The sequence below is a fragment of the Spirillospora sp. NPDC049024 genome (assembly GCF_040649235.1).
GTDB lineage: Bacteria > Actinomycetota > Actinomycetes > Streptosporangiales > Streptosporangiaceae > Spirillospora.
Window position 1 is genome coordinate 403,696 of record NZ_JBEZFD010000004.1, and the last position, 23,990, is coordinate 427,685.

General features: G+C 72.1%; 28 protein-coding genes, 2 tRNA genes, 1 other RNA gene and 1 pseudogene. 19 read left to right on the top strand and 13 right to left on the bottom strand.

Going from position 1 to position 23,990, the window contains the following annotated elements; translation table 11 throughout:
• Positions 1-169 precede the first annotated feature (169 nt).
• Positions 170-1,447 (bottom strand): MFS transporter, encoded by a 1,278-nt coding sequence (locus AB0C21_RS10055; protein WP_500203661.1) that lies wholly within the window; start codon positions 1,445-1,447, stop codon positions 170-172.
• 82 nt (positions 1,448-1,529) lie between these two features.
• Here AB0C21_RS10055 and AB0C21_RS10060 point away from each other — a divergent pair, with 82 nt between their 5' ends.
• Complete coding sequence (locus AB0C21_RS10060) at positions 1,530-1,988, top strand: winged helix-turn-helix transcriptional regulator (protein ID WP_500203662.1); 459 nt, start codon at positions 1,530-1,532, stop codon at positions 1,986-1,988.
• Positions 1,989-2,269: 281 nt separating this feature from the next.
• Here AB0C21_RS10060 and AB0C21_RS10065 read toward each other — a convergent pair whose 3' ends face one another.
• Both AB0C21_RS10065 and AB0C21_RS10070 read right to left on the bottom strand, forming a co-directional pair.
• Positions 2,270-2,854, bottom strand: coding sequence for a helix-turn-helix domain-containing protein (locus tag AB0C21_RS10065; protein WP_149262853.1), 585 nt, complete (start codon positions 2,852-2,854; stop codon positions 2,270-2,272).
• Between the two features lie 145 nt (positions 2,855-2,999).
• Complete coding sequence (locus tag AB0C21_RS10070) at positions 3,000-4,202, bottom strand: alpha/beta hydrolase (protein WP_500203663.1); 1,203 nt, start codon at positions 4,200-4,202, stop codon at positions 3,000-3,002.
• A gap of 87 nt (positions 4,203-4,289) precedes the next feature.
• Here AB0C21_RS10070 and AB0C21_RS10075 point away from each other — a divergent pair, with 87 nt between their 5' ends.
• From AB0C21_RS10075 to AB0C21_RS10090, 4 genes are all read left to right on the top strand, one after another.
• Positions 4,290-4,727, top strand: coding sequence for a MarR family winged helix-turn-helix transcriptional regulator (locus AB0C21_RS10075; RefSeq protein WP_500203664.1), 438 nt, complete (start codon positions 4,290-4,292; stop codon positions 4,725-4,727).
• Positions 4,728-4,850: 123 nt separating this feature from the next.
• The gene (locus AB0C21_RS10080; RefSeq protein WP_500203665.1) at positions 4,851-5,516 is read left to right on the top strand and encodes a B3/B4 domain-containing protein; all 666 of its coding nucleotides are present in this window, start codon (positions 4,851-4,853) and stop codon (positions 5,514-5,516) included.
• A complete protein-coding gene (locus AB0C21_RS10085; protein WP_500203666.1) occupies positions 5,516-6,394 on the top strand; it encodes an EamA family transporter in 879 nt (292 codons plus the stop codon). The genes AB0C21_RS10080 and AB0C21_RS10085 overlap by 1 nt, the downstream gene beginning before the upstream one ends.
• Before the next feature lie 67 nt (positions 6,395-6,461).
• Entirely contained in the window at positions 6,462-6,872 is a 411-nt protein-coding gene (locus AB0C21_RS10090; RefSeq protein WP_500203667.1) for a VOC family protein, read from the top strand.
• A 105-nt stretch (positions 6,873-6,977) separates the two neighbouring features.
• Here the strand turns inward: AB0C21_RS10090 and AB0C21_RS10095 are convergent.
• The 3 genes from AB0C21_RS10095 to AB0C21_RS10105 all read right to left on the bottom strand — a co-directional run bounded on the left by AB0C21_RS10095 (position 6,978) and on the right by AB0C21_RS10105 (position 7,988).
• Positions 6,978-7,065 (bottom strand) — tRNA-Ser (locus AB0C21_RS10095).
• 10 nt (positions 7,066-7,075) lie between these two features.
• Positions 7,076-7,513 (bottom strand): tRNA adenosine(34) deaminase TadA, encoded by a 438-nt coding sequence (tadA, locus tag AB0C21_RS10100; protein WP_500203749.1) that lies wholly within the window; start codon positions 7,511-7,513, stop codon positions 7,076-7,078.
• Between the two features lie 37 nt (positions 7,514-7,550).
• Positions 7,551-7,988, bottom strand: coding sequence for a tRNA adenosine deaminase-associated protein (locus AB0C21_RS10105; RefSeq protein WP_500203668.1), 438 nt, complete (start codon positions 7,986-7,988; stop codon positions 7,551-7,553).
• Between the two features lie 186 nt (positions 7,989-8,174).
• Between AB0C21_RS10105 and AB0C21_RS10110 the strand changes: the two genes are divergently transcribed.
• Positions 8,175-9,494 carry an alkaline phosphatase family protein gene (locus AB0C21_RS10110; RefSeq protein ID WP_500203669.1) on the top strand — a complete coding sequence of 440 codons (1,320 nt, stop codon included), beginning with the start codon at positions 8,175-8,177 and terminating at the stop codon, positions 9,492-9,494.
• Between the two features lie 134 nt (positions 9,495-9,628).
• Here AB0C21_RS10110 and AB0C21_RS10115 read toward each other — a convergent pair whose 3' ends face one another.
• Positions 9,629-10,114 carry a tRNA adenosine deaminase-associated protein gene (locus tag AB0C21_RS10115; protein WP_149262862.1) on the bottom strand — a complete coding sequence of 162 codons (486 nt, stop codon included), beginning with the start codon at positions 10,112-10,114 and terminating at the stop codon, positions 9,629-9,631.
• Positions 10,115-10,269: 155 nt separating this feature from the next.
• A complete protein-coding gene (locus AB0C21_RS10120) occupies positions 10,270-10,599 on the bottom strand; it encodes a hypothetical protein (protein WP_500203670.1) in 330 nt (109 codons plus the stop codon).
• A 77-nt stretch (positions 10,600-10,676) separates the two neighbouring features.
• On the opposite strand from AB0C21_RS10120, the gene upp reads away from it, so the two are divergent.
• The 7 genes and pseudogenes from upp (at position 10,677) to AB0C21_RS10155 (ending at position 16,810) form a co-directional block, all read left to right on the top strand.
• On the top strand, positions 10,677-11,315 hold the full coding sequence (gene upp / locus AB0C21_RS10125) for a uracil phosphoribosyltransferase (RefSeq protein WP_149262864.1): 639 nt from the start codon (positions 10,677-10,679) through the stop codon (positions 11,313-11,315).
• Between the two features lie 176 nt (positions 11,316-11,491).
• Positions 11,492-11,752 carry a hypothetical protein gene (locus AB0C21_RS10130; RefSeq protein WP_149262865.1) on the top strand — a complete coding sequence of 87 codons (261 nt, stop codon included), beginning with the start codon at positions 11,492-11,494 and terminating at the stop codon, positions 11,750-11,752.
• Between the two features lie 98 nt (positions 11,753-11,850).
• Positions 11,851-12,009: a hypothetical protein gene (locus AB0C21_RS10135; RefSeq protein WP_500203671.1), complete on the top strand. Its 159-nt coding sequence runs from the start codon at positions 11,851-11,853 to the stop codon at positions 12,007-12,009.
• 7 nt (positions 12,010-12,016) lie between these two features.
• Positions 12,017-12,526: pseudogene (locus AB0C21_RS10140) on the top strand (PH domain-containing protein); the annotation flags it as partial.
• Between the two features lie 609 nt (positions 12,527-13,135).
• Positions 13,136-14,578, top strand: coding sequence for a helix-turn-helix domain-containing protein (locus tag AB0C21_RS10145; RefSeq protein WP_500203672.1), 1,443 nt, complete (start codon positions 13,136-13,138; stop codon positions 14,576-14,578).
• A 128-nt stretch (positions 14,579-14,706) separates the two neighbouring features.
• A complete protein-coding gene (locus AB0C21_RS10150) occupies positions 14,707-15,405 on the top strand; it encodes a FadR/GntR family transcriptional regulator (protein WP_149262868.1) in 699 nt (232 codons plus the stop codon).
• Positions 15,406-15,556: 151 nt separating this feature from the next.
• Positions 15,557-16,810, top strand: a complete 1,254-nt coding sequence (locus AB0C21_RS10155) for a CynX/NimT family MFS transporter (protein WP_500203673.1) — start codon at positions 15,557-15,559, stop codon at positions 16,808-16,810.
• Here AB0C21_RS10155 and AB0C21_RS10160 read toward each other — a convergent pair whose 3' ends face one another.
• The 3 genes from AB0C21_RS10160 to AB0C21_RS10170 all read right to left on the bottom strand — a co-directional run bounded on the left by AB0C21_RS10160 (position 16,811) and on the right by AB0C21_RS10170 (position 18,682).
• A complete protein-coding gene (locus AB0C21_RS10160; RefSeq protein WP_149262870.1) occupies positions 16,811-17,119 on the bottom strand; it encodes a type II toxin-antitoxin system VapB family antitoxin in 309 nt (102 codons plus the stop codon). It abuts the gene before it with no gap.
• Between the two features lie 141 nt (positions 17,120-17,260).
• Positions 17,261-17,650, bottom strand: a complete 390-nt coding sequence (locus AB0C21_RS10165; protein WP_500203674.1) for a cytidine deaminase family protein — start codon at positions 17,648-17,650, stop codon at positions 17,261-17,263.
• A 93-nt stretch (positions 17,651-17,743) separates the two neighbouring features.
• Positions 17,744-18,682, bottom strand: a complete 939-nt coding sequence (locus AB0C21_RS10170) for an SMP-30/gluconolactonase/LRE family protein (RefSeq protein WP_500203675.1) — start codon at positions 18,680-18,682, stop codon at positions 17,744-17,746.
• Between the two features lie 76 nt (positions 18,683-18,758).
• Between AB0C21_RS10170 and AB0C21_RS10175 the strand changes: the two genes are divergently transcribed.
• A complete protein-coding gene (locus AB0C21_RS10175; RefSeq protein WP_500203676.1) occupies positions 18,759-19,211 on the top strand; it encodes an Lrp/AsnC family transcriptional regulator in 453 nt (150 codons plus the stop codon).
• Between the two features lie 53 nt (positions 19,212-19,264).
• Here the strand turns inward: AB0C21_RS10175 and AB0C21_RS10180 are convergent.
• Positions 19,265-19,352, bottom strand: a tRNA-Ser gene (locus AB0C21_RS10180).
• A gap of 10 nt (positions 19,353-19,362) precedes the next feature.
• Positions 19,363-19,707 (bottom strand): DUF952 domain-containing protein, encoded by a 345-nt coding sequence (locus tag AB0C21_RS10185; RefSeq protein ID WP_500203677.1) that lies wholly within the window; start codon positions 19,705-19,707, stop codon positions 19,363-19,365.
• Positions 19,708-19,767: 60 nt separating this feature from the next.
• Between AB0C21_RS10185 and ffs the strand changes: the two genes are divergently transcribed.
• The 5 genes from ffs to AB0C21_RS10210 all read left to right on the top strand — a co-directional run bounded on the left by ffs (position 19,768) and on the right by AB0C21_RS10210 (position 23,915).
• Positions 19,768-19,863: signal recognition particle sRNA small type (ffs, locus tag AB0C21_RS10190), an RNA gene on the top strand.
• Positions 19,864-19,949: 86 nt separating this feature from the next.
• A complete protein-coding gene (locus tag AB0C21_RS10195) occupies positions 19,950-22,193 on the top strand; it encodes a DNA polymerase III subunit gamma and tau (RefSeq protein ID WP_500203678.1) in 2,244 nt (747 codons plus the stop codon).
• A 162-nt stretch (positions 22,194-22,355) separates the two neighbouring features.
• On the top strand, positions 22,356-22,724 hold the full coding sequence (locus AB0C21_RS10200; RefSeq protein WP_149262876.1) for a YbaB/EbfC family nucleoid-associated protein: 369 nt from the start codon (positions 22,356-22,358) through the stop codon (positions 22,722-22,724).
• Between the two features lie 41 nt (positions 22,725-22,765).
• Positions 22,766-23,365, top strand: a complete 600-nt coding sequence (gene recR / locus AB0C21_RS10205; RefSeq protein ID WP_141579784.1) for a recombination mediator RecR — start codon at positions 22,766-22,768, stop codon at positions 23,363-23,365.
• Positions 23,358-23,915, top strand: coding sequence for a DUF5063 domain-containing protein (locus AB0C21_RS10210; protein ID WP_500203679.1), 558 nt, complete (start codon positions 23,358-23,360; stop codon positions 23,913-23,915). The genes recR and AB0C21_RS10210 overlap by 8 nt, the downstream gene beginning before the upstream one ends.
• Positions 23,916-23,990: the final 75 nt, after the last annotated feature.

The following is a 23,990-nucleotide window of genomic DNA, read 5'->3' on the forward strand; positions in this document are numbered from 1 at the left end:
GTTCACACAGTCCCGGCCCACTTCGCTCGCCTGGCGGCTCGCTACGTGACCGGGCCTGGGCGAACGCGGCATCGCTTCGCGATCTGCCCGGTTCCGCTCGCCTCCGGCTTCGCTCCACCGGCCAGGTCACGCGTTCGCGCGCGTGGCCGAGGCCACTTCGAGCCAGGTCCTAGCCCCAGTACCTGCGGGCTCCTGTCACGCCGCGGCCCGACCGCCTACCTCCTGACGCGGCGAGATCGAGCAGATGGCCGTCCGGTTCGCCCCGCTCCGCTGCGCCACGACGGCGGCGCTTGTGGCGGAGCGTGAGGGTGCTCGACGTGGCCCAGGTGGCGAGGGCGCAGAGGGCGAGGGTCGCGCCCAGGGCGGTGGGGCCGGTCCAGCCGGTGGCGCCGTACAGGGCGGTGGTCGCGGCCGCTCCCAGGGCGGAGCCGAGCGAGTAGAAGACCATGTAGGCCCCGATCGTGGTGCTGGTGCGGTCGGGGTAGGCGGCGGCGAGCGTGTGCTGGTTGCTCACGTGCACGGCCTGGACGGCGAAGTCGAGAAGGATCACGCCGAGGACCAGCAGCGGCAGCGACCATGGGAGCTGTCCGATCGCCGCCCAGGAGGCGAGCAGGAGGGTGAGCGCGCTGCCGGTGACCCGGTGCGCGTGTCCGGCGTCGCCCCAGCGTCCCGACCGGGCGGCACCGAGCGCCCCGGCGAGCCCGGCGACGCCGAAGAGTCCGATCTGCGCTTCGCCGAGGTGCCACGGCGCACCGGCCAGCGGCAGGGCCAACCCGCTCCATAGGGTGCCGAACGAGGCGAAGAGGAAGAACGCGATCAGCCCGCGGCTGAGGAACACCGGCTGTCCGAAGAGGCCCCCGAAGGACCGGAGGACCTGCCCGTAACGGGCCGCGTCCGGGCGGGCGTCCGCAGGCAGCAGCGCGAGGGCGAGCAGTGCGAGGACGGCGGCGAGGAGCGCCAGTGCCAGGTAGATGCTCCGCCATCCCCACAGGTCTGCGAGGACGCCCGCGACGACGCGCGCGCCCAGGATGCCGATCACCACGCCCGACGTCACGATGCCGAGGTTGCGCCCGCGCTCTGCGGGCGGCGAGACCGACGCCGTGTACGCGACGGCGGTCTGCACCACGACCGCGAACACGCCCGCCGCGGCCAGACCGGAGTACGCCGCCCAGGCGGAAGGGGCGGCCGCGGTGATCGCCGTCCCTGCGGCCACCAACGCGAGGTGAGCGGCGATCAGGCGTCTGCGGTCGAACACGTCGCCCAACGGCACCAGCAGCACCAGCCCCACCAGGTAGCCGAGCTGGCCGGTGGCCACGAGCCGGCCGACCGAGCCGACCGGAACGCCCAGGTCGCGCCCCATCGGCCCGAGCACGGGCTGTCCGGCGTAGACGCTCGCGACGGCGACACCGCACACCGACGCCAGCAGCAGCCTCGTCCTCCAGGGCATGGACACCTCCGATTGGTTTCATTTTGAAACTGATCGGAGCGTAGGTCAGTATGGTTTTAATACGCAACTCATTGGAGGGGTGATGGCGCGCGACACCGCCGACGGGCAGGACCCCGCGTGGACGGACCCGAACTGCCCCGTCGCCCGCACGGTCGACCTGGTCGGCGACCGCTGGAGCCTGCTGATCATCCGCGACGCGATGGACGGCGCCCGCTCGTTCACCGACTTCCAGCAGCGCACCGGCATCGCGCGCAACATCCTCACCGACCGGCTCCGCAAGCTCACCGCGCACGGCCTGCTGGCCCAGGTCGACGCCCCTTCGGGCAGGCGCAGGCTCTACGCGCTCACCGACGCGGGCAAGGACCTCTTCCCCGTGATCGTCACGCTGCGGCAGTGGGGCGAGCGCCACGCCTTCAAGGCGGGCGAAGCGCACTCGGTCCTGGTCGACGGCGGCGGCGCCCGCGTCCCCGAACTCCTCCCCGTGGCGGCGGACGGCTCACCCCTGACAAGCGACACGACGTCGGTCCGACGTCCCACCTGATCCCCAACCCGGCGGGCCGCGCTCCCCGCCGTCGGGGTGGCAGCAGGAGTCGAGGCCGGCCAAGACGACGCGGAGTCCCGCTCGGCTGCGTCGGGTGGGAGCGGGAGGCCGGGGACGGTCAGGATGAAGCGGAGTCTCGCTCGGCCGCGTCGCAGTGGGGATCAGAGGTCGAGGACGGGCAAGACGACGCGGAGTCCTGTTCGGCCGTGTCGCGGTGGGGGTCAGAGGTCGAGGGCGGTCAGGATGAAGCGGACTCCCGTTCGGCCGCATCGGGGTGGGGGTCAGAGGTCGAGGACGGCCAGGACGAAGCGGACTTCCTTCTCGCCCGCGTTGCCGTAGGAGTGGGGGCGGTCGCCTGCGAACACGGCGGCGCTGCCCGCTTCGACGAGGTCCGTGCGGCCGTCGACGCCCAGCGTCAGCGTGCCCTCCTGGACGTACGCGATCTCCTTGGTGCCCGGTACATGGGCGTCGCTCTCGCGCGTCTCGCCGGGCTGGAGCGCCCAGTTCCACAGCTCCAGCGACGGCCGCGGATCGCTGCCGGCCAGCAGCGTCCCCGTCCCGCCGTGCTCGCCCTCCCACAGGACGACGTGCCGCTCCGGCCGGAACAGCCGCACCGGCGGCTCCTCCTCCACCTGCACGAGCCGGGTCAGCGCCACCCCGAGCGCGTCGGAGATCCGGATGAGCGTGCCCAGGTTCGGGTTGCCGCGGCCCTGCTCCAGGCCGACCAGCACGCCCTTGCTCACCCCGGCGCGCCCGGCGAGCTCGTCCAGGCTCCATCCGTGCCCGGCCCGCAGCGCGCGCACCGTCCGCGCGACGGCTTCGCCGATCGCCTCCTGCCCGACCGACCCGGTCTCCTGCCCACTCAACCCCGGCCTCCCGCCCGCACGGCCGCGCACGGCCCGTGATCCGACGTCTCCAACGATCCCACCATCCCCGGTGGGGACATGCGCCGTCTCGGTGCTCACCACTGAATGTGCACCCGCGGAGAGGGACCGGTACCGGTTCGCGTGGTCATGCGCGACGGGGGAACGCGCCGGTGGCCAGGCCGTGGACCCAGTCGAAGATCACCTCGTGGGCCTGCTGGAGGGCGCCGTTCTGGCAGTGCAGGTGCCCGCCGTCGGCCTCGGCGAAGGTGTGCACCCGTACCGAGCGGGCGCCGGTGAGCCGGGCCGCGAAGTCGTGGCCGAGCACGGGGTCGTAGAAGTGCTCGCGCTCGGCCAGCAGGACGAGGGCGTCCGCGGTGATCTCGCCGGCCCAGTCGCGGTCGTCGAAGGGGCGCATCGCGTCGATCAGGCCGGGCAGCGTCGCGGCTCCGAACGTCCAGAGCACGTTGCCGATCCCCCAGCGGGCCTGGGCGTCGAACCTGCCGTACAGGGGGACGGCGCGCCGCATCCACCACGGCATGCGCTGGAACGCGCCGCGCACCGGCCGGGGCACGTTGTGCAGGAACGCGGTGAGCATGCCGGGGAAGTAGTCGTACAGGACGACACCGTCATAGCGCGGTTCGAACGCGGCGGCCCGGGCGAGGAGGTGGCCGCCGAAGCTGATGCCGACGCCGACCAGGAGCCGGGCTTCTACGAGCCCGCCCAGCCAGTCGAGCACGGCCCGGGTGGGGTGCTCCCACTCGGCGGTGAACGGCATGCCGTGCTCGCGCAGCGCCGACCCCTGTCCCGGGCCGGTGAACATCAGCACGCAGTGGCCGCGCCGCACCGCCGCGGCGCCGATCATGAAGTACAGCTCCTCGAGCGTGGAGTCGAAACCGCCCTGCACGACCAGCACCGTGCGGGCGTCCGGGTCGGCGGGGGCCATGAACAGCGCCTCCAGGTCGGCGCCGTCGTAGGGGATGCGGGCGCGGGTGACGTCAGTGCCGAGGGCCTCCAGCCCGGCGTCGAACAGGTCGCGGCCGGCTGCGGCGGCCGAGGCGCGGCGCGGGTCCGTCGCGTCCAGGAAGAACTCGGCCTGCCGCATGTAGTTGGCGGCCCGGAGCATCGCGGTGCCCCGGGACACGGGCTCGCCGTACGCCCGTCCTCGCGCCGCGACGCGGTCCGCCATCGCCGACCACTCGCGGTACCACGACTCGAAGTCGCCTCGGCGGACCCGCGCCATGACGGCGGCGACCTCGCCGACCTCGCCGCCGTCGTAGGCCGCGGTCCACAGCCCGCGCAGCGCCTCGAAGTCGAACGCCGGCGTCCGGGAGAACCTGATCCTGCGCATCCGAGGCTCATTCCTGTGTCATGACACATTTTTGCTGGATGCCCAGCCTATGCATGTCATGACACATAAGGCAATAGACTTCCCCTCGTGGAGCCCGTACTCGAACTGCTCATGGCCCTGAAGACCGCGCAGCGGGAGGTCGAGCGGCGGTTCAACCACCTGCTGCGCCCCCTCGGCGTCACCGCCGTCCAGGCCGAGGCGCTGCTGATCATCGCCGACGGGCAGCCGGTCTCCATCGCCGACCTCGGCGCCCGGATGGCCGCCGACCCCGGCCATCCCAGCCGGCTCACCGACCGGCTCGCCGCCGCCGGGTGGATCGAGCGCCGCCCCTCACCCCATGACAGGCGCCGGACCGACCTCACCCTCACGCCGGATGGCGAGGACCTCGTCCAGCGCGTCATCGCCGCCCGGCAGCCCTACTTCGACCGGGCGGCCGCCGCGCTCGTCGAGGCCGGCCTCGACGACGTCCTGCCGGACGTCCGGCGCCTGCTCGACCTGGTCCGTGCGCTTCCCGAACCCGAGTGAGCGCCCAGGAGAACAACCGGCGGCGTCCGCGTGTTGGGGAGGAGGGTCCCCCGGGGCGCTCCCTCGGTCGGTATGATGAACTTCTGAGTTCACTCAAATGACCGTCCGGAGGGGAGTAACGGGATGCTGGAGCGGATCGTGGTGGACGAGGCCGTGCGGGAGCTGCGTCCCGACTTCGCCGTGCTCGTCATGACCGCCGAGGGGCTCGGAAACGGTCCCAGCGACGAGGTCGGCGAGGGGTGGCTCGCCGAGGCCGCGCAAGCGGCGGACGCGGGGGACCCGCACGTCGAGGCGTGGCGCGAGGCGTACCGGGCGTTCGGCGCCAAACCTCAGCGGACCCGGCCCTCGGTGGACGCGCTGCTGCGCCGCGCCGACGCCCTCCCGTCCATCAACCGGGTCGTGGACGCCTACAACGCGGTGAGCGTCGAGTACGCGCTGCCCATCGGTGGCGAGGACCTGGACGCCTACCAGGGCCCGGCGCGCCTGGTCAGGGCCACCGGCGACGAGCCGTTCGACGTGATCGCCGGGGGCGAGCCCGCGGTCGAGCACCCGACCCCCGGCGAGGTCGTCTGGCGGGACGACCAGGGCGTCACCTGCCGGCGCTGGAACTGGCGCCAGTGCGTCCGGACGCGCCTGACCGAGGACACCAAGAGCGGCCTCTTCCTGCTCGAACGCCTTGAGCCGTACCCGCTGGACAGGCTGGCCGAGGCCGGCGACCGGCTCGCGGAGCGGCTGCGCGCGATCTCGCCCGGCGTGCGGATCCAGACCAGGCTGATCGGCGGACGGTGATGGTCACGGTTCTCGCGCTGGCCGCCGCCCTCGCCTACGGGGTCGCCGACTTCCTCGGCGGCACCGTGACCCGCGGCTCGACCGCGATCAGAGCGCTGACCTGGTGCGTCCCGATCGGGCTCGGCGTCGTGCTGGTATCGGCGCTGCTCACCGGCGGGCACCCGAGCCCGGGCCCGATGGCCTGGGGCTTCGTGGCCGGGCTCAGCGGCGGCGGCGGGCTGATCGCCTTCTACCGCGCCCTCGCGCGCGGCCCGATGAGCGTGGTGGCGCCGGTGTCGGCGCTGGCCGCGGCAGTGCTCCCGGTCGCGGTGGGCGTGGCCCAGGGCGAGCGGCTCGACGCGTCCGTCCTGCTCGGCGTCCTGCTCTGCCTCGTCGCGATCGGCCTGGTCAGCATGGAGGCGAACGGCGAGGAAGCGACCGCGGCGGGCACGGGCGGGCGGCGCCGCCTGCTGGACTCCGGGCCCGTCATGGCCGGCCTGTCCGGTACCTGCTTCGGCGTGTTCTTCGTCCTGCTGAAGGAGGCCGGGGACGGCACCGGGCTATGGCCGATCGTCGGCGCCCGCCTCGGCAACCTCGCCATCGTGGCGGTGGCGCTGCTGTTCCTGGCGGCCCGTGGCACCAACGCGGGCCCGAGGCTGACCGGGCGGACGCTGATCCTGCTGGCGCTGCTGTCCGGCAGCCTGGACGCGGGGGCCAACGTCCTGTACTTCCTCGCGGTCCACAGCGGCATGCTCAGCCTCGCGGCCGTCCTCACGTCCCTCTACCCGGCGATCACCGTCCTGCTGGCGAGAGTCGCCTACAGCGAACGCCTGCGCGCCGTCCAACGCGTCGGCATGGCCGTCGCCGTCGCAGGCGTCGCCCTCGTCACGGTCGGCTGACGGATCACGCGGCGTTTCCGCGCCGCCCAGCCCCGGGCCTGTTCGATCCCTGTGACACGATCGCGGGATGCTGCGACTCACCGATTTCATCATCGACTGCCCGGACACGATGAAGCTGGCGGCCTTCTACTCCGAGGTGACGGGTCGCCCGGTCAAGGCGGGCAGCCACGAGGACTGGGCCGGTATCCAGTTCGGCGAGATCGAGCTGGCCTTCATCCGTGTGGAGGACTACCGCGCCCCGCAGTGGCCCGACAGCGAACACCCCAAGCAGTTCCACCTCGACTTTGAAGTCGACGACGTCGAGGCCGAACAGAGCCGGGTCCTGGCTCTCGGCGCGACTCTGCAGGAGGACTTCATCGGCCCCGACGGCTACGGCTGGCGCGTCTACACCGACATCATCGGCCACCCGTTCTGCCTCTGCCACAACAAGGGTGTCATCTGGACCGATCAGGGCCCCATCTGGCCCAAGCGCAACTAGCAGCGGCAAAGGACGAACGAGACTGAAACTGAGACTGGAAAGCGCTGAGGGCGGGACCGTCGGTCCCGCCCTCTGGGCGTTCGGCCAGGTGAACGGCCAACCGGATGGCGGTGGTGGTGGGATTCGAACCCACGGAAGCTTGCACTTCACACGCTTTCGAGGCGTGCGCCCTCGTCCACTAGGCGACACCACCGCGGGAGAGCCTACCCGACTCTGCGGCACGCGAAGAACTCGATTAGCGGGGCGGCGCACTCCTCGGCCATGACTTCGGCGATCACCTCGGGGCGGTGGTTGAGCCGGCGGTCGCGGACGACGTCCCACAGCGACCCGACCGCGCCCGCCTTCGGGTCGACCGCGCCGTAGACGACGCGGTCCAGCCGCGCCTGGACGGACGCCCCGGCGCACATCGTGCACGGCTCCAGCGTCACGACGAGCGTGCAGCCGGACAGCCGCCACCCGCCGAGGGCCGCCGCCGCGCGCCGCATCGCGACGATCTCCGCGTGGCCGGTGGGGTCGGCGGTCCGCTCGCGCTCGTTGCGGCCCGTTCCGATGATCTCGCCGGACGCGTCCAGGACGACGGCGCCGACCGGGATCTCCCCGTCCTCGGCGGCCTCCCGGGCCGCTTCCAGGGCCCGGAGCATCGCCGGACGGAACCGCTCGACGACCGGATCGCGCGCGTCAGTCACGGAGGCGGTCGAACTCCTCGCCGAACCCGGCGTGCTCGGCGACGGTGAGGAGCGCGTCGCCGGGGAGGGCGCGCTCGCCGAGTTCGCCGAGCCGCTTGGCGTCGATGTCGAGGTCCTCCAGCAGGTCGGCGTCGCCGGCGGCGTCGCCTTCCGGCACCTCGCCGACGAGCTGCTGGAACAGGGAGCCGAGCCCGTCCTCGCGGACGGCGGAGATGTAGGCGCGCGGCTCGTCGTCGCGGTCGAGCCGGACGATCGCGAACCAGTCGTCGTCCTGCTCGACCAGCAGCAGGACCGGATCTCCGGAGGACTCGAAGGCGGCCTCCCGCATCAGGTCGGCGACGTCGTCGACGTTCTCCGCCTCTGCGAGCACGGCCTCCGTCCCGACCCAGCCCTGGGGGGTCTGCGCGAACACGGCGGCGAAGTAGGACACGTGCTCATTGTGGCCCAGGCGGCCGACCCGGTCACACCCCTCGCGCACGGGAATCGGCGGCCGGGTGCCCGGAAACGGTTGTGAATAAACTTCGCGTTCTCGTCCGGTGGCGGACGTCCGGCGTTCTTCCCCCGCGTCACCCGAATCCGCATACTGCTCAGCGATCGCCATCCCGGGAGGAGTGCCATGGGTGCGGACGAACTGACCAGGCGCGGTTTTCTGGCGGGGACGGCGGGCGCCGCGGCGATCATCGCGGCGGGCGCCGCCGGGGGCTCGTCCACCCAGGCCCACGCGGCGGAGCCGGCCGCCGCCAAGCGCGCCCCGATCGCCGAGCTTCCCGATCCGGAGGAGTCCGGCATCGACCACATCGTCGTCGTGATGATGGAGAACCGGTCCTTCGACCACTACATGGGCTGGCTGCCCGGCGCGGACGGCCGCCAGGCCGGGCTCACCTTCACCGACGCCGACGGCAACGCGCACGACACCCACCACCTGAAGGTGCCGTGGGGCTGCGGCTTCAACGATCCCGACCACTCCTACCAGGGCGGCAGGACCGAGTACAACGGCGGCAAGTGCGACGGATGGCTGCGCGCCGGCGACAACGACGTGTTCTCCATCGGCTACTACGAGGGCCCCGACCTCGGCTTCCACGGGCACGCCGCCCTCGACTGGACGGTCTGCGACCGCTACTTCCCGGCGATCATGTCGTCCACGTTCCCCAACCGGATCTTCCAGCACGCCGGGCAGACCGACCGGATCTCCAACGCGCTGACGATCTCCGAGACCACCACCATCTGGGACCGTCTCAAAGCCAAGGGCGTCTCCTGCCGGTACTACTTCAGCGACGTCCCGTTCACCGCGCTGTGGGGCCTGCGGCACCTCGACATCAGCCGGAACATCGCGGAGTTCCGGAACGACGCCCGCAACGGGCGGCTGCCCGCGGTCAGCTTCGTCGAGCCCGCCTTCCTCGGCGAGCTCTTCCTGCCCGGCATGTCCGAGGACGAGCACCCGCTCGCCGACATCCGCTTCGGGCAGGCCTTCCTCAACGAGGTCTACACGGCGCTCGTCACCTCGCCGAACTGGCCCCGCACCCTCTTCGTGATCAACTACGACGAGTGGGGCGGGTTCTTCGACCACGTCCCGCCGCCGGAGGGCCCCGACCCGCGGCCCGACCTCGGCACCGCGCTGCGCGGCTTCCGCGTCCCCTGCCTGCTGATCTCCCCGCGGGCGCGGCGCGGGGCCGTCGCGCACGAGCTGTACGACCACACGTCCGTCCTGAAGGCGATCGAGTGGCGCTGGGGCCTGGAGCCGCTGACCGTGCGGGACGCCGAGGCCCGCAACATCGCCGAGGTCCTGAACTTCACCGACCCGCCCGATCTGCACGCGCCCCGCTACGACGCCAGGCGGCCGATCAGCCTCGGCTGCCTCGACCCGCAGCACAGCCACACCGGGGACGACTGGGCGGGCCTGTACGACTACGCCCGCCGCAACGGCTTCCCCCGCTGAACGCTCAGCGGTCGACGCCGAACCGGCCGAGGGCGGCGGTCAACGGGCCATGGACGGCGTCGAGCCCACCGGCAACGGCGACGACCACCTGGCCGGAGCGGACCTCTGATCCGCCTCGACCGGAGTCGGGTCGGCTAGGAGATGGTGTCGAGGGCGCGTTCGAAGGCGGGGGCGAATCCGATGCGGCCGGCGATGCTGAGCAGCATCTCGTCCGGGTAGAGCTCCAGGTCGCCGGAGATCGCGCCGAGCTCCATCTCGTCCAGCCCGAGGTCGGCGAAGATCGACATGTCGCCGACCGGGAGGACCTGGTCGAGCTCCTCCTCGTCGGGGATCGGGATGTCCAGGTAGTCGAGCACCTGGCCGGCGAGCGGCCAGTCGACCGAGGCGGTGACGTCCGACAGGAACACCATGACCTCGTCGCCGAGCAGGCGGATCGCGACGAAGAAGTCGTCGCCGACCGAGACCAGGCCGACCGTGCCGCCGAGGCTCGGCTGCTGGCGCAGGGCATGGATCAGCCCCGCGAGGTCCTCGGTCAGCGCCACCGGAAGGATCTCGGCCTCCCAGCCCTCGTCTTCCCGGTACACCACGACGGCGAAGTCCGTCGCGTCCACATCCGTCATTTCCACCCCACCGGCACGTCTCCTGCCAGGGCATGGTCGCAGATGCGGCGCGCACTCGCGTGCCCCACCACCAAACTCGCCGCCGCACCCGGCCGTGATGCCGGGAGTCAGCGCCGGATTCCGGTGCCCGGCGGCATGAACCTAACCGATCTGGATCAATTGATGCGGAACGTGCGGCGGCGAAGTGCCGCGTGGATCCGCGCGCGCCGGGAGCGGTGCGGGGTCACCCGGCGGCGCAGCTCGCGCGCCTCGGCCAGTTCGCGCAGGAAGACCGCCCTGCGGCGGAGGTGCTCGCGCACCTGCTCGGGGGAGATGTCGCCCTGGGGTCCGGGGCGCGTCGGGGAGTCCTCACCTGTGACTTCGGTCACCGCGGGGTCGGCGGACGGGGGCTCTGAGCCGGGAGCCGAGGTGGGCGCGGGCGGATCGGGGGCGGAGCCCCGGACCCAAGAGCGGCCGCTCGGCTGCTGATCGCTCTCGCTGTTCATATGGCCATCCTGCCCAGCTCAGCGGCGTCCTATCCTGCGGCCCCGGACCGCCCCGGCCGGTGGGCTACGGTGAGCGCATGCAGACCCTCGCCGTCGACCACCCGCTCGTCGCGCACAAGCTCACCACGCTGCGGGACGCCCGCACCGACTCCCCCACGTTCCGCCGACTGGCCGACGAACTGGTCACGCTGCTCGCCTACGAGGCGACCCGCGACGTCAGGGTCGCCGAGGTCACCGTGCAGACGCCGCTCGTCCAGGCGCAGGGCGTCCAGCTCGCAAGCCCCAAGCCGCTCGTGGTGCCGATCCTGCGCGCGGGGCTCGGGATGCTGGACGGCATGACGCGGCTGCTGCCCACCGCCGAGGTCGGCTTCCTCGGCATGGTCCGCGACGAGGGCACCCTGCAGGCCGAGACCTACGCGACGCGGCTGCCGGACGACCTGTCCGGGCGGCAGTGCTACGTCCTCGACCCGATGCTCGCGACCGGCGGGACGCTCGCCGCCGCCATCCGGCTGCTGATCGAGCGCGGCGCCGACGACGTCACGGCGCTCTGCCTCCTCGCCGCCCCCGAGGGGCTGAAGTACCTGGAGCAGGCGTTCTCCGACATCTCGGCGCCCATCAAGGTGGTCACGGCCGCGATCGACTCCCACCTCAACGAGCAGGGCTTCATCATGCCGGGCCTGGGCGACGCGGGGGACCGGCTCTACGGCGTCGTCTGACCCGTCCGCCGGAGCCCCACCGCCCCGCCGAGACCCGACGTGACCTGCGATGTTCGTTCCGGACGGCACGGGGGTACCACCACCCTTACGGAACGCGAGCGCGCGTTCCCCTCCGCCGTCCCGGCACAGGGGACCGTTACGGACCGGGCGGCGCGAGCGAGCTTCGGGGACACATGATGGCTCACCCAGGGGATGGCGACCTGCCGCGCTACACCGAGATCGGGGAAAGGCTCACCGAGGAGTTCCGCGAGGTCCACGGCGCCGACACGGTGGAGCGGTGCGTCTCCGCCGCGCGGTACGGCGCCGAGGAGGTCACCGGATCGGCGCCGCCCGCCCTCGTCGAGCGGATCGCGCGCCGGCACCTGGAGGTGCTGGCGACGGTCGCGGCCGAGAAGCGGCGCAAGGCGCGCCGCTCGTCGCTCGACAACGCGCCCTAGCCGAGGGCCCGTGCAGCGGCGACGCGCTGCTTTGCCGCCGGTGCGGGCTGTGCGAAACTGAACCCGGGGTCCGTGGGTCAACGCTCCGGGAGGCAGCCGTGCCGGCCAAGAAGTACATCACGTGGGCCGCCGCGGCCTTCGTGGCGTTCTACGTCATCACGCAGCCGGACGGCGCGGCCCGATCGGTGGAGACCGCGGCATCCGGCCTCTCGTCGGCCGCCGACTCCCTCGCCACCTTCGTCAACTCGCTCGCCTGAGGCCGGCATGAGGCTCGTGACCCCCGGCGACTCCGCGCCGGCATCCGTCAACAAGTACCTGCTCCCCCACGAGAACCAGGTGATCACGGTGCGGCGGCACCCCGCCGTGCTGATGGTCCCGGTCGGGCTCCTGCTCGGCGGCCTCATCCTCGCCGGCATGCTGAGCCAGACGCTCGCCGAGAGCGGCGGCGCGGTCTTCAGCTGGGTCTGGTGGGGCTGGCTGATCCTGCTCGCCTGGTTCGTGTGGCGGGTCGCGGAGTGGTCCGTCGACTACTTCGTCATCACCAACCAGCGGATGCTGCTCACCACCGGCCTCATCACCCGCAAGGTCGCGATGATGCCGCTGGCCAAGGTCACCGACATGAGCTTCAAGCGGACGATCACGGGCCGCATGCTCGGCTACGGGGAGTTCGTCCTGGAGTCCGCCGGTCAGGACCAGGCGCTCACGAACGTGCCCTTCCTGCCCTACCCCGAGCAGCTCTACCTCGAAGTCTGCGAAATGATCTTCCCGAACAAGAACCCGGCGCCCGAGGAGAAGCTGCCCCCGCCCCCGCCGCCGCGACCTCGCCCGCGGGAGGACGCCCCCACCACGCCGGTGCCCAAGGACGACGGCGCCGACGGGGAGGTCTAGCTCCGCGCCGCTCCCGGTGACGCCGCCCGCGAGCCGCGGGAGCGCTGTGCCCGCCCGGGCCGGGCGCCGGTGAGGTGAAGGTCTCCGGAGTGAGGCCGAGACCATGCGGGACGATCCGGATCATGCCCGTCTCGTCCCGTGCACGCCGCCCCCCTTGACCGGCCCGAGGCCGGGGGCGCTTTCGCGGGAGCGGTCCCACCTCGCGGGACGGCGCAACCGAGCGGCCGGAACTGGCCGGAAAACGCGGCGGACTGATCAATATCGGCGGTCTATGCGATCTTGGGCGGATGGTCGGATACCGTCGGCCCGGTGACAGACGTCGCGATCGACGGGAGGGGCCGCCGGCGCGAACCGGCGAACCTCGCGGCCCGTGCGCGCGGGCCCCGCGGCCGGTCTCGGCTTCTGCCGCTTCCTTGCTCTCGATGTGCGATAACCCGCAATGTGCAATCATGTCGGCACCCCAGCCGCCTGTTTACTTCCGCTAAGTGAGTCCACATGCCGGGTCCAGGCAACGTCGGCGAACGTGTCCGCAACCTGCGGCTGACCAGACGCTTGTCGCAGGCACAACTCGCCGGTCACGACCTTTCCGACAGCTACATCTCCTTGATCGAGTCGGGCAAGCGCACGCCGACGCCGACCGTCCTGCGCATGCTGGCCGAGCGTCTCGGCTGCACCCCCGAGTACCTCGCCGAGGGCGTCGAGCCCGAGCAGCGCGCCCACCTGGAGGTGCGGGAGCGCCACGCCCACCTGGCCCTGCTGCGCGGAGACGCCGCCACGGCCGAGGCCGGGTTCGACGAGGTGATCGCCCGCAGCGACGACCCGGACCTCACGGCCCGCGCCCGCTGGGGCCGCGCCCGCGCCCTCGAGGAACTGGGCCGCACCGACCGCGCGATCGCGCTGTTCGAGGAGCTGCGCGAGCAGGCCGAGCGCGACCCGGGCCGGGCCAGCTGGCTGCCGCCGGTGATCGCGCTGGCCCGGACGTACCACGCCGTCGGCGACCTGGGGCAGGCCATCGCGCTCGGCGAGCGCGCCCTCGAACGGCTGGAGCGGCTCGGCCTCCACGCCGGCCACGAGTACACCGAGGCCGGACGCATCCTGCTGCTCGCCTATGTGGATCGCTCCGATCCCGCCCGCGCCCACGAGCTGGGACGCCGCCTCCTCCATCCCCAGGGGGCCGAGGACGCCGAGCCGCTGAGCGTCCACTACCAGCGGGCCAGCATGCGCGCCCTGGACGAGGCGGCGGTCGGCGACTCGCTGTACTTCGCCGACCAGGCCCTCGCCGCGCGCACGGACACGCCCCCCAGGCAGGCGGAGGCGCGCCTCGCCCTCGCCGGAGCCAAGGCGCTGCTCAGAGGGGTCGAGCCGTTCTCCGTCGCCGTGCCGCCCGACGCCGCGCCGCCCGGTGAGTACGGGTTCGAGCGTCCGCGCCAGGAAGGCACCCGCGAGGCGGCCCAGGAGGCGCTCACCCTCCTCCAGAACGCGACCGGCCTCGACGACGCCGAGTCCACCGAAAGCACCATCGCCAAGGCCCGCGCGCTCGTCCTCATCGGCGAGCTGGACGAGGCCATCGCCGCGCTCGAACAGTTCCTCGACACCGGCATGGCCCTCGCCGCTCCCGCGAGCGACTCCTCGCTGGCGCCTCAGCCCGCGGACGAGATGGGCATCCGTACCCAGAAGACCGTTCTGGCCCGCCTTGTCCTGGCCCGTGCACGGGTCGCCCAGGGGAACACCACGGCGGCGGAGGTCGTTCTCCGCGCCGCCTCGGAACAACTGGCGACCCTTCCCAAGGGCCGTCCGGCGGCGCACCTCTACCGGGAACTCGGCGAGCTCTACGAACTGACCGGGTCTTCCGACAACGCCGCCACCGCCTACCGCCAGGCATTGGAAGCGGCGGGCCTGTCGGTCTTCAACCTCGTCCCGGTGAGCGCCCAGCGCTAAGACCCGAGGGGTAGGAGAGGCGGCCGCGACAGCGCGTGCCGCCTCGTCCTGTGTCGGGGCGGAATAAAGCGCGGAGCGCGGATGTCGTATCATCCAGACATGGGATGACTGGTTGACTGGAGGTTCGGGTGACTCTGCGAACGGCACGGCGGTCCTCGTTGGTCGACCAGGTGATCGAGCAGCTCAGGGGCGAGATCACCGGGGGCGGCTGGCCGGTGGGCGCCAAGATCCCACCGGAGCCGGTCCTGTCGGAGACGCTCGGAGTCGGGCGCAACACCGTCCGGGAGGCCGTGCGGGCGCTGACCCACGCGGGGCTTCTGGAGAGCCGCCAGGGCGACGGGACGTACGTGCGCGCGACGAGCGAACTGTCCGGGGCCGTCCGGCGGCGGCTGGAGCGGGCCGAGCTCGTCGAGATCCTGGAGGTCCGGCGGGGGTTCGAGGTCGAGGCGGCCAGGCTCGCCGCGACTCGCCGCACGGAGGCCGACATCGCCGCCATCGCGGTCGCCCTCGCGCGCAGGGACGCGGCATGGGCGGCGGGCGAGCACTCGGCGTTCGTCGAGGCCGACCTCGAATTCCACACCGCCGTCGTCGAGGCCACCCACAACCGCGTCCTGACCGACCTGTACCGCGACTTCAGCGCAGCGCTCAGGGCCAGCATCGGCGCGGCCGGGAGCCTGCTCGAACACGCCGACGTCCCGCACGGCCCCATCGCCGCGGCCATCGAGGCGGGGGACGCGGACGCCGCGACCCATGCGACCCACGCGTGTCTCGACCAGATCCTCGCCTCCGCCCTCACCGCTCCTGCGAAAGCTCCGCAGGAGTCCTGACGCGGTAAGCGCAAGCCCGTATCGGGTCTCGCCCACCTCACGGGCGGTCGTCGTGGTGCCCGGCGGCCGTCAAGGCATGGCACCGGACGCAGCAGAACCACCGCTCGGCGCGGCGATCCCGCGCTCGTGGCGGCCGAACGACGAAGGTGACATGAACAGCTCAACGACGACTCCGGTGACCCGGGCCGCGGCCGTGTGGTCGCTCATCGGCCTGGTGCTGCTGACGATCAACCTGCGCGCCGCGATCACGGGGATCTCGCCCGTGCTCGGCGACCTGCGGGACGCGTTCGGGCTGTCCGGTGCGCAGACCGGCGTCCTCACCACGCTGCCGGTGCTGTGCCTGGGCGTCTTCGCGGCCGTCGCGCCGGTCGCCGCGCGGCGGTTCGGCGCCGAGACCGTGATCGCCGGCTCCCTCGTCATGATCACCGCGGGGATCGTGCTGCGGGTGGTGCAGTCCCCGGTCTCCCTGTTCTTCGGCACGATCGTCGCCGGCGCCGGCATCGCGATGGGCAACGTCCTCATGCCCGCCGTGATCAAGCGCGCGTTCCCGACCCGCCTGGGCTCGCTGACCGGGCTCGCGATGATGCTGATGGCGGCCAGCGGCGCGATCGCCGCCGGCCTCGCGGTGCCGCTGGCGGAGGCGGGCGGCTGGCGCCTCGCCCTCGCGGTCTGGGCCGTCCCGTCGCTGATCGCCGCGCTCGTGTGGGGCCCGCTCGCCCTGCGGGGCCGCCGCGCCCCGACCGCCCCGGTCACCGCCCCGCGCGCGGGGGGATCGCTGCTGCGCTCCCTGACGGCCTGGTCCGTCGCCGCGTTCATGGGCCTGGCCTCACTGATGTTCTACGTGCTCATGTCGTGGCTGCCGGAGGTCATGCAGGACGCCGGCCACCCGGCCGCGACCGCCGGGATGATGGTCTCCACCATGCTGATCGTCGGGATCCCGCTGGGCTTCGTCGTCCCGGTCTTCGCCGCCCGCCTCCGCGACCAGCGCCCCCTCGTCCTCGCCGTCGCGGGCACGATGGTCGTCGGCCTGGTCGGGCTGCTGCTCGCCCCGTCCGCCGGCTGGGCGTGGGTCGTGATCCTCGGCATCGGCACCGGCAGCGCGTTCCCGCTGGCCTTCACGCTGCTCAGCCTCCGCTCGCCGAGCCCCTCGGTGGCCGCGGGCCTGTCCGGGATGGCGCAGACGGGCGGTTACCTCCTCGCCGCCGCCGGCCCGTTCGCGGTCGGCGTCCTGCACGAGGCCACGGGCGGCTGGAACGTTCCGGTGGCCCTGCTGCTCGTGCTGGTGGTGCCCGAGGTGGTGGTCGGCCTGCTGGCCGCGCGCCCCGGGTTCGTCCACCCGGCGGAGCCGGCGCGGCTGGTCGAGCCGAAGGTCCTCCCGGCGACCGAGCCCGCCCGCACCCGCTGATCAGCCCATGTCGACGGCGTCCAGGTCGAGGACCCGGGCGTGCAGGACCTGGCGCTGGTGCAGGGCCGCCCGGAGCGCCCGGTGCAGGCCGTCCTCCAGGTAGAGCTCGCCCTGCCACTGGACGACGTGGGGGAACAGGTCGCCGTAGAAGGTGGAGTCCTTCGAGAGCAGCGACTGGAGGTCCATCTCCCGCTTGGTGCTGACGAGCTGGTCGAGGCGGACCTGGCGAGGAGGGATCTTGGCCCAGTCCCGGGACGACAGACCGTGCTCGGGATAGGGCCTTCCTTCACCCACCGACTTGAAGATCACCCTTCGAGTCTAAGGGCTGGCAAGGGCGCGGAGAAGGCAGCGCAACAACATCCGTCACTCCACTTGCCGGATTCGGTAAACCAGTTACGGTGCAGGTCAACCGGCCCGTGACTAAATGCCGGTCCGCTGCGGCGCCGCGGATCAGGCCTGATGGTCGGACCATATGTAGGCGGCGGGCAGCAGTTCGGCCACGGGCACGGCGCGCAGAACACCGCCCATGTCGACGATGACGATGATCGACGGGAAGTAGTCCAGAAGGACCTGCCGACACCGCCCGCAAGGCGACATCACCCCGCGGCCGCCGTCCCCGACCGCCACGATCATGTCGAGCCGGTGGGCCCCCTGGGCGGCCGCGGCCCCGATCACGGCCAACTCCGCGCACGGACCGCCGGTGAAGTGGTGGACGTTCATCGCCGTGACGATCCGCCCGTCCGGGGCACGGGCGGCCGCGGCCACCGTGTGCTCGTCCCCCCGACTGCACCCGGCCGCGACCCGCTCAGCGGCCCGAATGAGCTCAAGATCGACCGTCATGTCCTTCACTCCCGGTGGAGACGGTATCCCCGGCGAAGTGTCGCGGGCGACGGTATTTCTGGCGCGAGGCGGTGCCGGGAATGCGCTGTGCGGTCAGTTCTTGAGCGCTTGGGGGACTCGGGGCAGGCCGGTCACCGAGGTCACCGTTGAGTACAGGCCCGTCGTCGCGGTGATGAACAGGCGGTTGTTCTTGGGGCCGCCGAAGGTGATGTTGGAGACGGGCTCGGGGACGCGGATGCGCCCGATGAGGGTGGCGTCGGGGGCGTAGCAGTGCACGCCGCCCTCCAGGGCCGCCGCCCACAGCCGTCCGTCCCGGTCGAACCGGATGTTGTCGAAGCGGGCGACGCCGTCGCGGGCCGCGGTGAAGACCTCGCCGTCCGACAGCGTGCCGTCGTCGCGGACGTCGAAGACGCGGATGTGCGCGGCGCGGGTGTCGGACACGAAGAGGCGGCGCTCGTCCGGGGAGAACACGAGGCCGTTCGGCCCGCCGAAGCCGTCCGCGACGCGGCGGACCTCGCCGGTCACCGGATCGGCGCGGTAGACGTCGCAGGACCCGATCTCGCTCTCGGCGCGGTGGCCCTCGTAGTCGCTGGTGATGCCGAAGTCGGGGTCGGAGAACCAGACCGACCCGTCCGTGCGGACGACCGCGTCGTTCGGACTGTTGAGGCGCCTGCCACGGTAGCGGTCGGCGATGACGGTGACGGTGCCGTCCGGCTCGGTCCTGGTCACCCGCCGGTTCCCCTGCTCGCAAGTGATCAGCCGGCCCTGCGCGTCGAGGGTGTTGCCGTTGCTGTGCCCGGCCGGCGCGCGGAAGAGGGAGACGCTGCCGGTCGCCTCGTCCCAGCGCAGCATGCGGTCGTTGGGGATGTCGCTCCAGACCAGCTGCCGCCAGGCGGGGAGGTACAGCGGGCCCTCGGCCCAGCGGGAGCCGGAGTGAAGGTTCTCGAGGTGCTGGTCGCCGTGGCAGCACCGTCCAGTACGGAAGCGCTCGTCCAGAACCTCGTATATCCCGTTGACCGCTTCCTTGGGCATGGTTCTCCCTTGCTCCGCCATGACTGAATGTTGTTCAGAACAACTCCGGGATGATCGTACGCGATACAGTCATCTCGTGAAGAACGTGGATGACATCGATCGTCGCCTGCTGGAGCTCCTCCAGCAGGACGCCACCCGGTCCTACGCGGCACTCGGTACGGCGGTCGGCCTGTCGGCCGGGGCCGTCCACGAACGGGTACGGAAGATGCGCGAGCGAGGCGTCATCCGGCGGACGAGCGTGGACGTGGAGCCGGCCGCGCTCGGGCAGGGCGTGCTGGCCTTCGCCCTGATCGACTCGTCGGTGTGGATGGGCGACCGCGCGGCGGAGTTCGCCGCCATACCGGAGGTTCAGGAGGCCCACGTCGTCGCGGGCAGCGCGTCCGTCCTGGTCAAGGTGCGGACGTCGACGACCGGGCGGCTCCAGAACGTGCTGCGTCGGTTGTACGAGATCCAGGGCGTCAGCGGGACGAAGGCGACCGTCGTCCTGGAGACCTTCTTCGAACGCCCGATCTCCCCGCTGGGCCAGTGAACGCGCCCCGGCACGCGAAAGGCCGGTGCCCGACTCGGGCACCGGCCTCGGTGTGGCGGAGGATGCGAGATTCGAACTCGCGAGCGCTTGCACGCAACACGCTTTCCAAGCGTGCGCCCTAGGCCACTAGGCGAATCCTCCACGGGGTAGCCTACCGGTTCTCGGGCAGTGACCTGACCTCAATTACCGCGTCGACGGGGATCGGTCCGTAGACGTGGGGGAACAGCTCGTCTCCGGCCGGCTCGTAGCGGACGGGCGCGTCCAGGCGGGACACGTCGATGACCAGTAGGACCAGGTCTTCGCGGGGGACGTCGCCGTAGAAGCGGCCGAGGACGCCCTCCACTTGGGCGATGTCGGACGAGCAGTGGATGAAGCCCTCCTCGTCCAGTGTCCGGCCCAGGGTGGACATGGTGTACGCCACGCCCGTGGTCCGGGCGGATTCCCAGCGGGTTCGTTCGGCGATGTGCAGGAGCGTGTCCTGGGGAGAGGCGGGCATGGGGCGGAGACTACGCCGGAAAGCGTGGCGATCCTGGGCCGGGGATGCCATAGACTTTGGGCAGACCCCTCGCACGGCGTCACCCTGTGAACCTCCCCAGGGCCGGAAGGCAGCAAGGATAAGCAGGCTCTGGCGGGTGTGCGGGGGGTCCCTTGGTTTGACGGCGACCGGTCCGCTATGACCGGTCCACGGCGACACGGCGCTTTCTGACGCTCTGCTTCTCGAGGGAGGGCGGACCCCCGATGAGTCTGGCTCTGTACCGCAAGTACCGGCCAGCGACGTTCGCCGAGCTGAAGGGGCAGGAACACGTCGCCGAGCCCCTCCAGCAGGCGCTGCGCAACGGCCGGATCAACCACGCGTACCTGTTCAGCGGGCCGCGCGGCTGCGGCAAGACGTCCAGCGCCCGGATCCTCGCCCGCTCGCTGAACTGCGAGGAGGGGCCGACCCCCGACCCGTGCGGCAAGTGCGACTCGTGCGTCGCGCTCGGGCCGTCCGGCAACGGGCACATCGATGTGATCGAGATCGACGCCGCGTCCCACGGTGGTGTGGACGACGCCCGCGACCTGCGGGAACGGGCCTTCTTCGCCCCGGTGTCGGCGCGCTTCAAGGTGTACATCATCGACGAGGCGCACATGGTCACCCGCGAGGGCTTCAACGCGCTGCTGAAGCTCGTCGAGGAGCCGCCGCCGCACCTGAAGTTCGTGTTCGCGACGACCGAGCCCGAGAAGGTCATCGGGACGATCCGGTCCCGGACCCACCACTACCCGTTCCGGCTGATCCCGCCCGGCGTCCTGCAAGACCTCGTCGAGGAGATCCTGCAGAGCGAGGACGTCCCGTACGAGGCGTCCGCGCTGCCGCTGGCCGTGCGGGCCGGGGCGGGTTCCGCCCGCGACACGCTGTCGATCCTGGACCAGCTCCTCGCCGGATCGGACGAGAAGGGCATCACGTACGCGCGGGCCGTGTCGCTGCTCGGCTACACCGACTCCGCGCTGCTGGACGAGGTCATCGCGGCCTTCGCGGCCCGGGACGGCGCCGCCGTGTTCGCCGCGATCGACCGCGTGATCGAGAGCGGCCAGGACCCGCGCCGCTTCACGGCCGACCTGCTGGAACGCGTCCGCGACCTGGTGATCCTGTCGAACGTGCCGGAGGCCGGGGGGACGGGGCTGCTGAACGTCCCGCCCGACGAGCTGGAGCAGATGCGGCGCCAGGCCTCCTCGATGGGGCCGGGCGAACTGACCCGCGCGGCCGACCTGCTGCACACCGGCCTCACCGAGATGCGCGGTGCCACGTCCCCGCGGCTGCTGCTCGAACTGATCTGCGCGCGGATCCTGCTGCCGGCCGCGTACGAGGACGAGGCGTCCATGTTCGCCCGGCTCGACCGTCTGGAGCGCCAGGCGTCCCAGGGCGGTTTCAGTGGCGGTGGTGGCCAGGGCGGGTTCGGCGGCCAGGGCGGTGACCCTCTGGCGCAGGCCTTCGCGTCCGCGGCACCGGCTCCCGGGGCGGCTCCGGGGCACGCCGGCGGGGGGCAGGGAGCGTCCGGGCACGGTGGGGCGGCCGAAGGGACGTCCGGCTCGGCCGGTGCGGCGCCGTCCCAGAATGGCGGTTCCGCAACGCACGGAACCCAGTCCCCTCCCTCCCGGGGGGCCGACCCCACTTCCAGTGTCAACCCCAGCCCCGGTATGGCACCCGCAGAACCCGGTTCTGTGGATAACCGCGGATCCGCCCCCGCCGCGGCCGCCCCAACCACGGGCGGACCGGCCCCAGGCGGACCAGCCACGGGTGCACCGACCACAGGTTCACCGGCCACCGCGCGGCCTGCGCCCGCCGCGCGACCCGCGCCCAGCGCACCGTCCGCGCCCTCCAGCCCACCACCCGCGCCCGGCGGAGGGGCCGGAGGAACGGACTTCTCCACCATCCAGCGCCTCTGGCCGGACGTCGTCGAGGCCGTCAAGCAGAAGAGCCGCGCCACCTGGATGGTCATCATGTCCGGGGTCCAGCCGGTGTCCCTGGACGGCAAGGTCCTGACGCTCGGCTTCGACGCGGAGGGGCGGCGCCTCGGCTTCGTCAACGGCGGCCGCGACGCCGTCCTGCGCGAGGTCTTCAAGGAGCGGATGGGCGTCGACTGGCGGATAGAGACCGTCGTCGGCGGGGCACCCGGCGGGTCTCCGCCAGGGGGACGGCCGGGCCCTAGCGCAGGGTTCGGTGGGGCGGCCACACCGAACCCGGCACCACAGCCGCGGCCGCCCTTCCAGCCGTCTGCTCAGCCGTCCGCGCCGAGGGCCGACCGGGCGCCGGAGCCCCCGCCCCCGCCGCCGGACGAGCCTCCGCCGCCGCCCGAGCCCTCTCCCGTGGACGAGAGCGACGAGGTCGACCCGGAAGGCGACGCCGACGCCGACGGCACCGAGGCCGAGATGAGCGGGATGGCGCTCATCCAGCGGGAGCTCGGCGGCCAGATCATCCGCGAGATCGACAACTCCGCCCCGTAGCGCGCCGGAGGGGGCCGCATCCCGGACGTGCTTCCGAAATGGCGTGCCGAGGTCCTCGCTTACCGAAACGGCCTGGGAACCCGTAGTCTCGTGGGACGGACGTCCGGTGGCTGGCGGAGCGCCAGAGAGCAGGCCCTCGGGGGCCGGATTGGGGAGTGCACCGTGGAACCCGGTGGTCAGCTGAACATGCAGGAACTCCTCCAGCAGGCACAGGCCATGCAGGAGCAGCTCTTCAACGCCCAGCGCGAGCTCGCGGAGACCGAGGTGACGGGGACCGCCGGCGGCGGGCTCGTCACCGCGAAGGTCAACGGGCAGGGCGAGGTCACGGGCCTGTCGATCGACCCGAAGGCGATCGACACCGACGACCCGGCCGACACGGCGGAGACGGTGGCCGACCTGGTGCTGGCCGCGATCCGCGACGCCGCCCGCGAGGCGCAGGAGCTCCAGCAGGAGAAGATGGGCCCGCTCGCCCAGGGCCTCGGCGGCGGCGGGGGCATCCCCGGCGGCTTCCCCGGCCTCGGCGGCGCCTGAACCGGGCGCGAGCGGCACACGACCAGTAAAGGAGGGGTCCGTTGTACGAAGGGGTGGTTCAGAACCTCATCGACGAGCTGGGCAGGCTGCCCGGCGTCGGCCCCAAGAGCGCGCAGCGGATCGCCTTCCACCTCCTCGCCGCCGATCCGGCCGACGTCGAGCGCCTCGGCAAGGCGCTCAAGGAGGTCAAGGACAAGGTCCGCTTCTGCAAGACGTGCGGGAACGTCGCGGAGGAAGAGGAGTGCCGGATCTGCCGTGACGCGCGCCGCGACCCCCACATCATCTGCGTGGTGGAGGAGTCGAAGGACGTCGTCGCGATCGAGAAGACCCGCGAGTTCCGGGGCCGCTACCACGTGCTCGGCGGCGCGATCAGCCCGATCGAGGGCGTCGGGCCGGACGACCTGCGCATCCGCGAGCTGATGCAGCGGCTCGCGGACGGGACGGTGACCGAGCTCATCCTCGCCACCGACCCCAACCTGGAAGGCGAGGCGACGGCGACGTATCTCGCCCGGCTGGTCAAGCCCATGGGCATCACGGTCACCCGCCTGGCCAGCGGCCTGCCGGTGGGTGGCGACCTCGAGTACGCCGACGAGGTCACGCTGGGCCGCGCATTCGAAGGACGGAGGCTGCTCGATGTCTGACACCAACAGCCCGCAGGACTGGAACGCCCTCGCCGAGCGCGTGGCGTGCCACGTCGACAACTACCTGAACGGCCTGGAGGCGGTCGCCCGCGGTGACGGAGGGGTGCACACCATCCCGCTGCTCCTGCTGGAGGTGTCGCAGGTCATCCTGGCCGGCGCGCAGCTCGGCGCCAGCGCCGACGTGATCCTCCCGGACAACTGGGAGCCCGAGGTGGGCGACGACCCCGACCTCGACTCGATCCGGCAGGGCCTGGCCGAGCGCCTCCAGTCCATGGACGACTACATCGAGGTCTTCGATCCCTACAAGGACACCGAGCCGACCCCCTACCGCCTGTCGGACGACCTGGTCGACGTGGCCAGCGACCTCGTCCACGGCCTCCGCCACTACAACCAGGACCGTCCGCTGGAAGCCCTCTGGTGGTGGCAGTACTCCTACTTCAACCACTGGGGCAACCACGCCGGCGCCGCGCTCCGCGCTCTGCACGCCTTCGTCGCCAACGCCCGCCTGAGCGTCGCCACGGAAGCGGCCACGGAAGCCGCCCCCGCCTGACCCGACCGCCCGCCGCCTACCCGACCGCGCCTCCGCCTGGCCCGATCGCGCATCCGCCTGGCCCGACCGGCCGTG

Coding starts and splice junctions, on each gene's coding strand:
- AB0C21_RS10085 (WP_500203666.1), top strand. CDS start 5,516: ATGGTCACGGTTCTCGCGCTGGCCGCCGCCCTCGCCTACGGGGTCGCC.
- AB0C21_RS10145 (WP_500203672.1), top strand. CDS start 13,136: ATGCCGGGTCCAGGCAACGTCGGCGAACGTGTCCGCAACCTGCGGCTG.
- tadA (WP_500203749.1), bottom strand. CDS start 7,513: ATGCTCCGGGCCCTGGAAGCGGCCCGGGAGGCCGCCGAGGACGGGGAG.
- upp (WP_149262864.1), top strand. CDS start 10,677: ATGCAGACCCTCGCCGTCGACCACCCGCTCGTCGCGCACAAGCTCACC.
- AB0C21_RS10185 (WP_500203677.1), bottom strand. CDS start 19,707: ATGCCCGCCTCTCCCCAGGACACGCTCCTGCACATCGCCGAACGAACC.
- AB0C21_RS10165 (WP_500203674.1), bottom strand. CDS start 17,650: ATGACGGTCGATCTTGAGCTCATTCGGGCCGCTGAGCGGGTCGCGGCC.
- AB0C21_RS10195 (WP_500203678.1), top strand. CDS start 19,950: ATGAGTCTGGCTCTGTACCGCAAGTACCGGCCAGCGACGTTCGCCGAG.
- AB0C21_RS10110 (WP_500203669.1), top strand. CDS start 8,175: ATGGGTGCGGACGAACTGACCAGGCGCGGTTTTCTGGCGGGGACGGCG.
- AB0C21_RS10080 (WP_500203665.1), top strand. CDS start 4,851: ATGCTGGAGCGGATCGTGGTGGACGAGGCCGTGCGGGAGCTGCGTCCC.
- AB0C21_RS10155 (WP_500203673.1), top strand. CDS start 15,557: ATGAACAGCTCAACGACGACTCCGGTGACCCGGGCCGCGGCCGTGTGG.
- AB0C21_RS10055 (WP_500203661.1), bottom strand. CDS start 1,447: ATGCCCTGGAGGACGAGGCTGCTGCTGGCGTCGGTGTGCGGTGTCGCC.
- AB0C21_RS10210 (WP_500203679.1), top strand. CDS start 23,358: ATGTCTGACACCAACAGCCCGCAGGACTGGAACGCCCTCGCCGAGCGC.
- AB0C21_RS10070 (WP_500203663.1), bottom strand. CDS start 4,202: ATGCGCAGGATCAGGTTCTCCCGGACGCCGGCGTTCGACTTCGAGGCG.
- AB0C21_RS10130 (WP_149262865.1), top strand. CDS start 11,492: ATGGCTCACCCAGGGGATGGCGACCTGCCGCGCTACACCGAGATCGGG.
- AB0C21_RS10170 (WP_500203675.1), bottom strand. CDS start 18,682: ATGCCCAAGGAAGCGGTCAACGGGATATACGAGGTTCTGGACGAGCGC.
- AB0C21_RS10060 (WP_500203662.1), top strand. CDS start 1,530: ATGGCGCGCGACACCGCCGACGGGCAGGACCCCGCGTGGACGGACCCG.
- AB0C21_RS10090 (WP_500203667.1), top strand. CDS start 6,462: ATGCTGCGACTCACCGATTTCATCATCGACTGCCCGGACACGATGAAG.
- AB0C21_RS10115 (WP_149262862.1), bottom strand. CDS start 10,114: ATGACGGATGTGGACGCGACGGACTTCGCCGTCGTGGTGTACCGGGAA.
- AB0C21_RS10120 (WP_500203670.1), bottom strand. CDS start 10,599: ATGAACAGCGAGAGCGATCAGCAGCCGAGCGGCCGCTCTTGGGTCCGG.